This is a genomic window from Pantoea sp. X-Soil-MYKO-1289 (assembly GCF_059730625.1).
In genome coordinates, this window is sequence record NZ_AP036004.1 from 1,341,944 (window position 1) to 1,354,346 (window position 12,403).

The window sequence follows — 12,403 nt, forward strand, 5'->3', positions numbered from 1 at the left end:
GGATCTGGTCCGCTCTGACATTTATGCCATCCATGGTTTCTGAGCTACTGCTTGCGCCCAATAAATCCGATTTCGACGACGAGGTTGCCGGTTTAATTCACGGCTATCTGATGTCGCCCGACGCGCCGCCGCGCCGCCTGAACGCGCGCGAAGCGGTGCAGGCCGGAGAGCGGCCGCGCCGCGACGGCGAGTTTCTCTGGCTGCATATCAATCTCAATCACGCCCGTGCCCAGCACTGGGTTCAGAGCCATTTTCAGGTTGATGAAGATTTCTTCGAAGAGATCCATTCCGCCTCGTCGCGCACCCGGCTGGCGGAGCAGGGCGAAGCGCTGATGGCGATCCTCAACGACGTCACCTTTAGCCAGCAAGAGCACAGCGCGCAGAACGCCACGCTGTGGATCTGGTGCCGCCGCCAGCTGCTGGTCAGCGCGCGCTATCGTCAGGTCGATATGATCGAACGCATGCACCAGCGCCTGCAGTCGTGCGCCTTTCGCAACGCCGAGGAGATGCTGCTCAGCCTGCTGGGCGAGCAGGAGCGGCAGCTGGAACAGGTGGTGCGGCGCACCAGCCTGGCGGTGGACGCGATCGAGGAGCGGCTGCTCAGCCCGGCCATCAAGGCGAACCGCAGCGAGCTGGGAGAGCTGCGCCGTATGCTGCTGCGTATTCAGCGCCTGCTGGCGCCGGAGCCGGCCGCGCTGTTTCGCCTGCTGAATCGTCCGCCCGCCTGGCTGAACCGCGATACGCTGCGCGAACTGCGCGCCTTTACCGAGGAGTTCAGCGTGGTGCTTAACGACCTCGCCAGCCTGATGGAGCGCATCCGGCTGCTGCAGGAGGAGATCGCCGCGCGCCTGATGGAGCAGAGCAACCGCACGCTGTTTCTGTTAACCGTGATCACCGTGCTGGCGCTGCCGATCAATATCGTCGCCGGCTTCTTCGGCATGAACGTCGGCGGCATCCCGCTGGCGGGCAATGCGCACGGCTTTTTGATTCTGGTGCTGGTGGTGCTGGCGTTTACTGTTGTGGCGGGCTGGCTGGCGCTGAGAAGGCCGCGGAGGTGAAGGAAAGGCTATCGGGGCAGTGTGGTTGTGCGCGCTTCCGTGATGGCGGACAAGCAGAGGAAGCGTTGGTTGTTCGCTATAAGCGAAGAGCGGACGTTAGCACCGCTCTTAAAATGAATAGGCTCAGGACGTTGTGATGCAATTTAGAGCAGATTAGAAGAGACTGCCCCAGGCAGTAAAATCGACAGACTTTATATACCCTTTGCAATTAAGACGTCACTTACGTTTTTGTAAGTCTGCCAGAGCATATTTTCCTCTTTCTGCTACTGAGGCTGATATATCGGATGCCAGCATTTTTGCCAGGCTGAAAGCTTCATCACCGATATTATCTAACTCTTTAATAAGCATTTCGCCAGCTATACGCCGAACCATTGGAGAGCGATCGATTGCCGCCGCCCTCAGATTTTCAAGGAAAGGGGTTGTTATCGATATTGTTCGTTCTTTTAAAGCAGGAATGCGCCGTCTTATGCCGTATGCTTTGTCGATCCACTGCCATTCTGTCCCCTCAGCCCAGACAAATTTTCCTTCAAACTGACAGCGATATGCTCTTGCTCGCAAAGAGGGTTGAACCGATGATTCTGCAATCTCAGCCACAAAATTGTCTAAGGCTGACGTTCGGCCTGTCTGCATAAATATAGTAGCAGCAGGTCCTGAAGTAGATAATATAAGTCGTTTTTTTAGACAGCGGGTTACTTTGTCCATTAAAATAATTTCCATCAGCGTCTCTTTTTCTTTTTCTCCCATTCTTCCCCATGAATCCCAGTAGGGCAGTGTTATAAACAAAACATCAACAATAATTTCCGGGTCAGAATCCTTAGCTATCAAAAGTAGGGCATCACGTGCTGCTTCTCTTACCTGAGGAACCCAGTCATTTAGTTTTCTGACGATCAAAGCGAATAAAAAACTATTAGGTGCGCCACCTGCTAATATCCTTAAAGCTTTCTCCCTTCTGAAACCATTAGCGTTACATATATCAAGCCATCTGAGAGAGCCAACCAAACGGTCTTCGCCCCTTGTACGTAACGAATTAAGCCGCTGAAGAGACAAGGAAATCGTCTGTTGAATGAGGCGCTCCCATTCATCAAGGCTTTTTAAAGGCACTTTTGAAGTGGCAGCAATAAACGGTGATATATCTGGCCTTATTCTCTGATAGAAAATATTAAAGGTCAGTGATTTCTTTACAGACTCTATAACTTCCTGTTTAAGGTCATCCTGCAATGGCATAAGCCTGTATCTCCTGAGAAAAGTTACCGTGACTTGCATACTTCTATAAATATGCGCTAATCAAAAGTCAACGTGCGTTTGCCTGTGACTCCCTGGCAGCAGACAGGTTCTCACCGAGCCAGAGGCTGAGAACTCTGGAAGGCAATTGTCTGCAGGATAAAAAATATTGCATTCTGTACCGCTGTAGAGTTGTGGGCGCTATGGAGCTAAGAGAGCGCCGCTTTTGCCACAAAGCCGGTTTACGCGGACAAGAAGCAGGCCAGGTGCAAAGTTTTTTTCCCGCACATCTGCCCTTTGCCTGTCGGAAACGTGCCAGGAATCAGTGATTCAAACTACCCAGCCGTCTGGCTCTCAAGCACCACCCGAATAACCGCTTCCATTTTCTCCGGCGTAGTGATCGGCGCAAAGCGCTTAAGCGGCTTGCCGTCACGTCCAACCAGGAACTTAGTAAAATTCCATTTAATCCGCCCGCCCAGCACGCCGGGCAGTTCGCTTTTCAGATAACGAAAAATCGGGTGCGTTAAGGCGCCGTTGACCGCCACTTTCTCGAACATCGGAAAGCTCACGCCATAGTTGATATGACAGGTCTGCGCGATTTCCTCCGCGCCGCCTGGTTCCTGCTTTCCGAACTGGTTGCAGGGAAAACCCAGCACCACCAGACCCTGCGCGGCGTACTTCTTGTAGAGCGACTCTAGGCCGGCGTATTGCGGCGTAAATCCGCAGTGGCTGGCGGTGTTGACCACGAGCACCAGCTTGCCGGCGTAGTCGGCCATAGGAATAAGTTCGCCACGCAGGCTGGTGGCGGCAAGTTGATGAAACCTGGTCATGTCGAGATCCTCAGAATAAAAAAGCCCGCAGAAGCGGGCTTTTAAACAGCGGTTAACCAACAACCCTTACGAAGGATTATTAACCGGAGCCGGAGCAACAGGCTGCGCCTGCGGTGCGGCATTCGGGTCGACAACGTTCGCGCCCTGCGGCGTAACCGGCGTCATCGGCTCTTCTTTCGGCTGCGCGCCCGGCGCTTCCGGCACTTCCGTCGGCGCAGTCTGCACGCTGTCGGCAACGCCGTTCACTTTGGTCGGCATGCCGGTGCGGTTCTGAATCGCCGCGTTGACCTGATCCTGGCTGACGCTGGCGTCGGTGATCACTTTGGTCACCGCAGAGGTCAGGGTGATCGGCACCACTTCGCGCGAGTTGAACTGCTCTTCGGTAGTAGAGAGCGGGTTATGCACCTCTACGTAGCGCGAACCGTCCGGCTCAACCGTCGCTTTAACCGGCTGGTCGATAAACTGTACGCGCGTGCCAACCGGCACGTTCTCAAACAGCCATTTGATATCGTCGGCGCGCAGACGCACGCAGCCGTGGCTGACGCGCAGGCCGATACCGAAGTTGGCGTTGGTGCCATGGATGGCGTACAGACGACCGATATAGAGCGCGTAAAGGCCCATCGGGTTGTCTGGACCGGCCGGGAAGACTTCCGGCAGGTTCTCGCCGCGCGAGGCGTACTCTGCGTGCATCGCTTTGGTCGGCGTCCAGGTCGGGCCCGCTTTCTTGCGCTGTACGGTGGTGGTCCAGTTGATCGGCGTATCTTTGCCTAACTCGCCAATACCGATCGGCAGCACCACAACGGTTTTGGTGCCTTTCGGATAGTAGTAGAGGCGCATTTCCGCGCTGTTGATCACGATGCCTTCGCGCGGGGCGTCAGGCAGGATCAGCTGCTGCGGAATGATCATTTTTTTGCCCGCCTGCGGCAGGTAGACGTCCATGCCCGGGTTGGCTTCCAGCATATTGCTGAGCCCCATCTGGTACTGCGCTGCAAAAGCTTCCAGCGGCAGTTTGTTGTCCTGAGGGACGGTAATCTCAATATTTTGCCCAACCAGACGGCTGTTGGCGGCTGGTAAGGGGTAAACCACAGCGAAGGCGGACTGACTGAATGCAGCCAGCGCCAGAGCCATTGAAGCGAACGCGCGAATCATTTTCATATTTTACAAGTCGTTATGGCCTGTTAGCAGGCTTGTCAGTTTATCGAACCCGTACCGGTCAGCGTGGCCGGCTGCACATTATATGGGCATTGTTTCGATGTTGTGAATCAGGATTTTAGCAGCCATCGCAGACTTTAGGTATCCAACTGTGTTATTGGGCCTCCTTGCCGCGATAACGAAGCCGATTAGGGCTGCCACAGGGTCACTTCGCCGCTCAGCTTGCGGTTGAGAAAAAAGGCGGCGCTGATCAGGGCCAGATGGGTCAGCGCCTGCGGCATATTGCCCAGCGCGCGGCCGTGATTGTCGAACTCCTCGGCATACAAGCCTAGCGGATTGGCGTAGCTCAGCAGCTTCTCAAACTCGAAGTGCGCCTCGTGGATGCGGCCGGCGCGCGCCAGACACTCCACGTACCAGAAAGAACAGGCGCCGAAGGAGCCTTCCGAACCGGTCAGGCCGTCGGCAGGCGTCTCGTCGATATTGTAGCGGCGCACCATGCCGTCGCTCACCAGCTCGCGCTTGATGGCGTCGAGCGTCGACAGCCACTCGGGATCGGTCGCGCCGACGAAGCGTACCAGCGGCATCAGCAGCATCGAGGCGTCGAGATGCTTGCCGTGACGCGTCGAGACGAAATGGCCGCGCTCGGCGTTCCAGAAGTTTTGCCAGATATCGGCGCGGATCTCGCTGCGCGCGCTGTCCCAGCGAGCGTAGGGCATCGGCAGCGATCGCTTCATGCCGAGGCGCAGCGCGCGGTCAAGCGCCACCCAGCACATCAGGCGCGAATGAAGAAAGTGCTCGGGCTCGCCGCGCATCTCCCAGATCCCGGCGTCGGGCTGGTTCCAGCTTTCGCACACCATATCGATCATCTGCGACACGTGCTGCCAGCCGCGCTCTGAGATCGCCTCGCCATACTTGTTCGCCAGATAGACCGCATCCATCAGTTCGCCGTAAATATCGAGCTGCGTCTGCTGCCAGGCGTCGTTGCCGATGCGCACCGGCCGCGAGTCGGCGTAGCCGGAGAGGTTAAGCAGCTCGATCTCATGCAGCTCAACGCCGCTGTCGAGGCGATACATCACCTGCAGGCGCATCTCGTCATGGTGGCTGTTCTCGACGCAGCGGCCGACCCAGCGGGTGAAGTTTTTCGCTTCGTCGACGTAGCCGAGGCGCATCAGCGCATACATGCTGAACGAGGCGTCGCGGATCCAGGAGGCGCGATAGTCCCAGTTGCGCTCGCCGCCCAGCTCTTCCGGCAGGCCGAAGGTGGCGGCGGCGGCGATAGAGCCGTGCTGGCTGGAGGTCAGCAGCTTCAGCGCCAGCGCCGAGCGCTGCACCATCTCCTGCCAGCGTCCGCTATAGTTGCTCTTTTTGCTCCAGCGTCGCCAGTAGTTGAGGGTCTCTTCGAAGCAGATTTCCGTGGCGACGTCGCCGATGCGCGCGTCCTCCTGGTTGCCGAACTCGAACTCGACATGCTCGCCCGAGTGAAGTTCAAAACGCGCCGTCGCGGCGTCCGCCTCGCAGGTCAGCGGCACGGTGGCGGCGAGCCGCAGCGTCGGCTGGTTCTCGGCGTAAAAGTCGATGCAGTCGCCTGCGGCCTGCGCGCGGGTTTCGGCGCGGGCGTAGTCGTGACGCGGCGCGCAGCGCATGTTAAACCAGGCGCTGCCGCGCACCATTTTAATGCGGCGCACCAGGCGCGGCTGCTTTTTCGCATCGTCGCAGATCGGCATGTAGTCGGTGATCTCCGCCACGCCTTCCGCGCCGAGCCAGCGCGTTTGCAGAATATTGGTGTCCGGCAGGTAGAGCTGCTGGCGACGCACGTTTTCCCACTCCGGCGCCAGCGAAAAAAGCCCGGCGTCGTCGCTGTCGAGCAGCGCGGCGAACACCGACGGGCTGTCGAGCGCCGGCCAGCAGAGATAGTCAATGGTGCCGTCGTTGGCCACCAGCGCGCAGGTGCGCAGATCGCCAATGATGCCGTGATCTTCGATCGGGCGTTTTATCGTGCTCATCCTCATCTCCATAGCGGGCAATCTGTTAACTATAGACAAAGCGGCAACAGCGGCTGCGGCTGGACATCACCGGATTGCTTCTATACTTCAGCTTACCCGATATCCTGAGGAGGCAATCATGACCACACCACAGAACAAAGTCGCCGTCGTTACCGCATCTGACTCCGGCATTGGCCGCGCCAGCGCGCTGATGCTGGCGGAGCAAGGCTACGATCTCGGCATCACCTGGCGTTCCGATGAAGCGGGCGCGCAGGAGACGGCGCGCCTGGTGCGCGACAAAGGCCGCCGTGCGGAACTGATCCACCTCGACCTCGCCGATCCGCAAGAGGGCGGCCGTTCGCTTTCGGCGCTGATCGACAAGCTGGGCCGCATCGACGCGCTGGTCAATAACGCTGGGGCAAACGCCAAATCGGAGTTTCTCGACACGCCGTTTGAGGAGTGGCGCAAGGTCTTCAGCGTCGATGTCGACGGCGCCTTTATCTGCGGGCAGATCGCCGCGCGCAAAATGGTGGAGCAGGGCGACGGCGGGCGCATTATCAACATCACCTCGGTGCATGAGCATACGCCGCTGCCCGACGCTGTCGCCTACACGGCGGCGAAGCACGCCATGGGCGGCCTGACCAAATCGATGGCCATCAGCCTGATCAAACACAACATTCTGGTGAACTCGGTGGCGCCAGGCGCCATCGCCACGCCGATGAACAATATGGGCGACGGCGACGCGCAGAAGATCAAGACGCCGGAGATCCCGATTGGACGGCCGGGCGACGTGCGTGAAATCGCCAGCCTGGTGGCCTGGCTCTGTTCAGAGTGGGCCAGCTACACCACCGGACAATCCTTTATCGTCGACGGCGGCTTTATGCTGGCCAATCCGCAATTTTACGGCGGGAAAGATATCTAACCGGCGCGGCGGGTGTTCCAGCGACGGATCACCCAGCGCAGGGCGAAGGCGAAGACCACCGCCGCGACCAGCCACAGAATATGCTTCAGGTGCTGGTCAAGTTTGTGCAGCCACGGGGCGATAATGCCGCCGGCAAAGTAACCCAGGGCGACAAAGATCGTCGCCCAAATCGCCGCGCCGATAATATTGAGCAGCAAAAATTTCAGCGGCTTCAGGTGGCTGGCGCCGATGATAATCGGGCCGATAATGCGGAAGCCGTACATAAAGCGCACGCCGATCACGAACAGACTGGGATGGCGCTGGATGAGCCGGTTGGCCTTACGCACCTTGTCCTGATGTTTTTTCAGCTTGCGCAGAATTTTTGTGCCGTAGCGACGGCCGATCCAGTAAAGCAGCTCATCGCCGATAATGCCGCCAACCATCGCCGCCAGCACCACGCCGACAAAGTTGAGCAGCCCCTCGTGCGCCGCCACGCCGCCCAGCAGCGTGAAGGTTTCCCCTTCGGCGATACAGCCGATCAGCAGCGCCAGATAGCCATATTGCGTAATTAATCCGTTGATATCGAAATGCAAAAGTAAACTCCCTGTTCGGTCAGCGATTCATACATTCTATACCGCTTCGGCCAATCCTTCAGGCAGCCGGCTCGTTCGATCACAATTTTTCGCCTGATCCCCTCGCGCTGGCTACAAAAGCAGCAATGCCGTTTATACTTCAAATAATGCTGCCTGAGGGATCGGCGACGCGGGTTCTGGGCGGCCTTTCGCATCTGCGAGGTGATGATATGAATCATGTCTGGGGTCTTATGGCGCATCCCGATCGGGAAATGCGCGATATCAAGCAAGAGAATGAAAGCGTTTCGCACCATTACACCCACCACGTTCTGCTGATGGCGGCGATCCCGGTGATCTGCGCCTTTATCGGCACCACGCAGCTGGGCTGGAACCTGGGCGAAGGGCAGTTCGTTCAGCTCAACCTGCTCACCGGCATCGCGCTCGGCGTGCTCTTTTACCTGGTGATATTAGGCGGCGTAGCGGTGATGGGCCGCGTTATTCACTGGATGGCGCGCGACTATCCGCAGCGGCCCAGCGTGCAGCGCTGTACGGTGTTCGCCGGCTATGTCGCCACGCCGCTGTTTCTCAGCGGTATTGTGGCGCTCTATCCGCTGGTCTGGCTCTGCGTGCTGGCGGGCGCGCTGGCGCTGGTCTACACCGGCTATCTGCTCTATATCGGCATTCCGCTGTTTCTGAATATCGACCGTGACGAAAGCCTGCGCTTTTCCGGCTCGACGCTGGCGATCGGCGTGCTGGTATTTGAAGTGCTGCTGGCGCTGACCGTGGTGCTGTGGGGCTACGGGCCGCGGCTGTTTTAACCCTCCGGCCAACCGCGCCAGCGGCGGATAAAGCGCGCCGCCGCGTAAAGCGTCCTGCGACAGAGATGTCCAGGACGTTTTTTTTAACGCCCGGAAACATTCTCGCCAGGAAATTTCTTACGCTTCCGCGTATTATGCTGCTGCCAGCCTCCGCGTGGTCGGCTCTGCGGCGGGCGGCCTGTGTAAAACACGGCGTACTATCTTAATCGGTCTTTTTATAAGATGCCTGTAACCATTCGCTATTCACTGCTTTCGCTGGCGCTGCTGTTCGGCGGCCAGGCGGCTATCGCGCCCGCGCAGGCGGCTACGTCACTTTCTCAGCTCGCGCCGGTCGCCGAGCCGCAAATTGCCTCGGGCAGCGCGATGATCGTCGATCTCAACACCGGGAAAGTGCTGTTCTCCAGCCATCCCAACCGCGTACGGCCTATCGCCTCTATCACCAAGCTGATGACGGTGATGGTGGCGCTGGATGCGAAGCAGCCGCTCGATGAGCGAATTTCGGTGGATATCAGCCACACGCCAGAAATGCGCGGCGTCTTTTCCCGCGTCAAGCTCAACAGCGAAATCAGCCGCCGCAATATGATGCTGCTGGCGCTGATGTCGTCGGAAAACCGCGCGGCGGCCAGCCTGGCGCATCACTATCCCGGCGGCTACGACGCCTTTATCCGCGCCATGAACGCCAAAGCGCGCGCGCTGGGCATGACCCATACGCGCTACGTCGAGCCGACCGGCCTGTCGACGCAAAACGTCTCCAGCGCGGAAGATCTGGTTAAGCTGCTGCGCGCCACGCGCGACTATCCGCTGCTGGGCGAGTTGAGCACCACGAAAGAGCAGACCGCGGTGTTCACCCATCCCAGCTATGCGCTGCCGTTCCGCAACACCAACCATCTGGTCTATAAAAGCGACTGGCGCATTCAGCTCACCAAAACCGGCTATACCGACGAAGCGGGTCACTGCCTGGCGATGCGCACCACGATCAATAACCGGCCTGTAGCGCTGGTGGTGCTGGACGCCTTCGGCAAATATACCCACTTCGCCGACGCCAACCGTCTGCGCGACTGGCTGGAAACCGGCAAGGCTGCGCCGGTGCCGGCGGCGGCGCTCGCCTATAAAAAGCAGAAGGCGGGGCTGGTGGTGAATAACGTCCACGGCGCGGCGGTAGTGGAATAACCCTTTACCGGCGTCCGCCCACGCGGACGCCGCAACCTGCTCGACGACAACGGCCAGCATTCCTATAGTATCCTGGTGCGCCTGGCCCTAAACTACGCGCCAACGCGATGATCGATCGCCTGAATTTGTGCTGGAACCTCTCTATGTTTACGTTACGCCTCTTTTTACCGCTGCTGATGCTGCTGACGGCGACGCTGTTCCCCGCCTGCGGCATGGCAGACGACAATGCGGCCGATGCCGCGCAGGAAGCTGACGCCGCGCCCAAAGTGAACGCGGCGGTTGAACTGCCGAAAATGCAGAAAGTCCTCGACAAGATCAAAGGTCAGGTGTCGGGGCAGACCAACGAAAACCAGCTGACGCAGCTTAACGAGCTGGCGCTGGAGTTGTCGGGCAACGCCGATACGCTCGCGCAGGCGCTGCAGCCGCAGCGTCAGCAGCTCGACGCGCAGCTGGCGGTGCTGGGCCCCGCGCCTAAAGCGGACAGCGGCGTGAAAGAGACGCCGGAAGTGACCCGCAAGCGCAGCTCGCTGGAGTCGCAGAAGAGCAAACTGGACGATCAGATCAAGCAGGCGGAGGGGATTAAAAACAGCGCCCTGATGCTCTCATCGCAGATCACCAATCTGCGCCGCGATCTGATGAAAACCCAGCTGGCGCTTAACTCCGGCAGTATTCTCGGGCCGCGCTTCTGGGCGCCGCTGTTTGTGAAGCAGGATCTGGATAACGAGAAGATCGACGGCTTCCTGCAGGATTTACAGGACACCGCCGCGCTGTCGTGGGAGCCGGGCTACCGTTTCGGCACCGTCGCCTGGCTGCTGGCGGCGATGCTGGTGATGACGCTGGGACGCCGCTACAGCGAAGAGTTCCTCGCCTGGATCAGCATCCACAAGATGCCGGAAGGACGGCTGCGCCGCAGCTTCCTTGCCGCGGCGATCGCCCTGACCACGCTGGCGGCGGTGGTGCTGACCTTTAACTTTACCGCGCTGGCGTTCGCGCGCCGCGATGAGGTCTCCGGCGACGTGCAGGACTTCGTGGTCAGCCTGGTGAAGCTCAGCGTCTTCTGCGGCCTAATCGCCGGTCTGGGACGCGCTTTTCTCTCGACGCGGCGTCCGAGCTGGCGTCTGCCCGCTATCTCCAACGAGGTGGCGATGGCGCTGAAGCCGTTCCCGCCGATTACCGCCGCGCTGGTGTTTATTTTCCAGACGGTAGAGAACTTTAACTACACCGTCGGCACCAGCCTGAACACCACGATTTTCGCCAACGGCCTGACGGCGCTGCTGATCGGCAGCACCGCGCTGGCGATCAGCATGCGCACCAACCGCGTGCGCCGCCGCATGGTGCAGGAGGGCAATGCGCCGGAAGTGCGCTCGACGCTGGTGGGGCTGATTCAGATGGCGCTGACGCTGACCGCGGTCGCCATTCTGCTGTCGCTGATTATCGGCTACGTCACCCTGGCGCGCTTCCTGAGTTACGAGGTGGTGTGGTGCGGCATTCTGTTCGGCTCCTTCTACTTCCTCAGCCATCTGGTCAATGACGGCTGCGAGAGCCTCTTTTCCGTCAACAGCCTGACCGGCCGACGCCTGCAAACCTCGCTCAACATCGACGAGCGCCATCTGCAGCAGGCGGCGACGCTGCTGGCGGCGCTGGGCAAAACCCTGCTAATCGGCTTTGTGGCGCTGGCGCTGCTTAACGGCACCTTCGCCTCGTCGACGCCGATCGAGCTGCTGCAAAAAGCGATTGAGTTCTGGGGCGGCAAAGGGCTGGAGTCGCTGAACATCGTGCCGGCGCACATGGTCAACGCGATTATCTGCCTGGTGGTGGGCATCTACGTGCTGCGCAGCGTGCGCCGCTGGCTCGACAACGATTTCCTGCCGAAGACCACCATGGACGCCGGCATGCGCGTATCGCTGATCACGCTGTTCAGCAATATCGGCTACGTGCTGGTGATCCTGCTGACGCTGTCGATTATGGGCCTGCAGTGGAACAAGCTGGCGTGGATCGTCAGCGCGCTGTCGGTCGGTATCGGTTTCGGCCTGCAGGAGATCGTAAAGAACTTTATCTCCGGCCTGATCCTGCTGACCGAGCGGCCGGTGAAGGTGGGCGATCTGGTGACCATCAGCGGCATCGAGGGCGATATCCGCCGCATCAACGTGCGCGCCACCGAGATCCAGCTGGGCGACAAGTCGACGGTGATTGTGCCGAACTCGCAGTTCATCTCGCAGAACGTGCGCAACGCCACCATGGGCAACGCGCAGGGCGTGGTGACCATTACGCTGACTTTCCCGCTCAATATCGATCCGGTGCGGGTGCGCGAGCTGCTGCTGGAGGTCTATAACGAGAACGAACGTATTCTCGAGACGCCGGAGCCGTCGGTCTCCTTTAAGGATCTGACGGCGCAGGGCATCATCCTGAGCGTCACCGGCAACGTCGCCAGCCAGCGGCAAATTTCCGGCGCGAAGAGCGACCTGCTGTTCGATATTCTGACGCGCCTGCGCAAAGAGGGCATTGTACTGTCGACGCCGCAGACCATGATTATCGAGCGCCGCCAGCAGATGGCGGAGCAGGCGGCCGATCCGCAGCCTTGATGGTTTGATGAAATAGCCCATGCCACTGCTTAAACGCAAATGGTATTGGGCTTGCCCAGAGATAAAAACGCCAGTCACGTAGCGCGTTAAGCCGAATATGTGAGTGTGAAAGACGGA

At 59.2% G+C, this 12,403-nt stretch carries 10 protein-coding genes; 5 read left to right on the plus strand and 5 right to left on the minus strand.

From position 1 onward, the window contains the following. Nucleotides 1-32 precede the first annotated feature (32 nt). Complete coding sequence (locus AC6I7Z_RS06460) at nt 33-1,058, plus strand: transporter (RefSeq protein ID WP_497815408.1); 1,026 nt, start codon at nt 33-35, stop codon at nt 1,056-1,058. Nucleotides 1,059-1,274: 216 nt separating this feature from the next. Here AC6I7Z_RS06460 and AC6I7Z_RS06465 read toward each other — a convergent pair whose 3' ends face one another. From AC6I7Z_RS06465 to AC6I7Z_RS06480, 4 genes are all read right to left on the minus strand, one after another. After that, entirely contained in the window at nt 1,275-2,282 is a 1,008-nt protein-coding gene (locus AC6I7Z_RS06465; RefSeq protein ID WP_497813564.1) for a hypothetical protein, read from the minus strand. Between the two features lie 332 nt (nt 2,283-2,614). After that, nucleotides 2,615-3,109, minus strand: a complete 495-nt coding sequence (locus AC6I7Z_RS06470) for a glutathione peroxidase (RefSeq protein WP_497813565.1) — start codon at nt 3,107-3,109, stop codon at nt 2,615-2,617. A 66-nt stretch (nt 3,110-3,175) separates the two neighbouring features. Next, the gene (locus AC6I7Z_RS06475; protein WP_312063644.1) at nt 3,176-4,264 is read right to left on the minus strand and encodes a L,D-transpeptidase family protein; all 1,089 of its coding nucleotides are present in this window, start codon (nt 4,262-4,264) and stop codon (nt 3,176-3,178) included. Between the two features lie 185 nt (nt 4,265-4,449). After that, the gene (locus tag AC6I7Z_RS06480) at nt 4,450-6,264 is read right to left on the minus strand and encodes a glycoside hydrolase family 15 protein (RefSeq protein ID WP_497813566.1); all 1,815 of its coding nucleotides are present in this window, start codon (nt 6,262-6,264) and stop codon (nt 4,450-4,452) included. Between the two features lie 118 nt (nt 6,265-6,382). Here AC6I7Z_RS06480 and AC6I7Z_RS06485 point away from each other — a divergent pair, with 118 nt between their 5' ends. Continuing rightward, nucleotides 6,383-7,165 (plus strand): SDR family oxidoreductase, encoded by a 783-nt coding sequence (locus AC6I7Z_RS06485; RefSeq protein WP_497813567.1) that lies wholly within the window; start codon nt 6,383-6,385, stop codon nt 7,163-7,165. Here AC6I7Z_RS06485 and AC6I7Z_RS06490 read toward each other — a convergent pair. Continuing rightward, nucleotides 7,162-7,737: a DedA family protein gene (locus AC6I7Z_RS06490; protein ID WP_497813568.1), complete on the minus strand. Its 576-nt coding sequence runs from the start codon at nt 7,735-7,737 to the stop codon at nt 7,162-7,164. The two genes, AC6I7Z_RS06485 and AC6I7Z_RS06490, sit on opposite strands and share 4 nt — an antisense overlap. Nucleotides 7,738-7,946: 209 nt before the next feature. On the opposite strand from AC6I7Z_RS06490, the gene AC6I7Z_RS06495 reads away from it, so the two are divergent. The 3 genes from AC6I7Z_RS06495 (at nt 7,947) to AC6I7Z_RS06505 (ending at nt 12,286) form a co-directional block, all read left to right on the plus strand. After that, complete coding sequence (locus AC6I7Z_RS06495; RefSeq protein ID WP_497813569.1) at nt 7,947-8,534, plus strand: Yip1 family protein; 588 nt, start codon at nt 7,947-7,949, stop codon at nt 8,532-8,534. Between the two features lie 222 nt (nt 8,535-8,756). Continuing rightward, nucleotides 8,757-9,704 (plus strand): D-alanyl-D-alanine endopeptidase, encoded by a 948-nt coding sequence (gene pbpG / locus AC6I7Z_RS06500; RefSeq protein ID WP_497813570.1) that lies wholly within the window; start codon nt 8,757-8,759, stop codon nt 9,702-9,704. Between the two features lie 143 nt (nt 9,705-9,847). Next, on the plus strand, nt 9,848-12,286 hold the full coding sequence (locus AC6I7Z_RS06505; RefSeq protein WP_497813571.1) for a DUF3772 domain-containing protein: 2,439 nt from the start codon (nt 9,848-9,850) through the stop codon (nt 12,284-12,286). Nucleotides 12,287-12,403: the final 117 nt, after the last annotated feature.

Bases quoted from the DNA above. Each gene is read 5' to 3' on its own strand.
- AC6I7Z_RS06460 (WP_497815408.1), top strand. From the start codon at position 33: ATGGTTTCTGAGCTACTGCTTGCGCCCAATAAATCCGATTTCGACGAC.
- AC6I7Z_RS06465 (WP_497813564.1), bottom strand. From the start codon at position 2,282: ATGCCATTGCAGGATGACCTTAAACAGGAAGTTATAGAGTCTGTAAAG.
- AC6I7Z_RS06470 (WP_497813565.1), bottom strand. From the start codon at position 3,109: ATGACCAGGTTTCATCAACTTGCCGCCACCAGCCTGCGTGGCGAACTT.
- AC6I7Z_RS06475 (WP_312063644.1), bottom strand. From the start codon at position 4,264: ATGAAAATGATTCGCGCGTTCGCTTCAATGGCTCTGGCGCTGGCTGCA.
- AC6I7Z_RS06480 (WP_497813566.1), bottom strand. From the start codon at position 6,264: ATGAGCACGATAAAACGCCCGATCGAAGATCACGGCATCATTGGCGAT.
- AC6I7Z_RS06485 (WP_497813567.1), top strand. From the start codon at position 6,383: ATGACCACACCACAGAACAAAGTCGCCGTCGTTACCGCATCTGACTCC.
- AC6I7Z_RS06495 (WP_497813569.1), top strand. From the start codon at position 7,947: ATGAATCATGTCTGGGGTCTTATGGCGCATCCCGATCGGGAAATGCGC.
- pbpG (WP_497813570.1), top strand. From the start codon at position 8,757: ATGCCTGTAACCATTCGCTATTCACTGCTTTCGCTGGCGCTGCTGTTC.
- AC6I7Z_RS06505 (WP_497813571.1), top strand. From the start codon at position 9,848: ATGTTTACGTTACGCCTCTTTTTACCGCTGCTGATGCTGCTGACGGCG.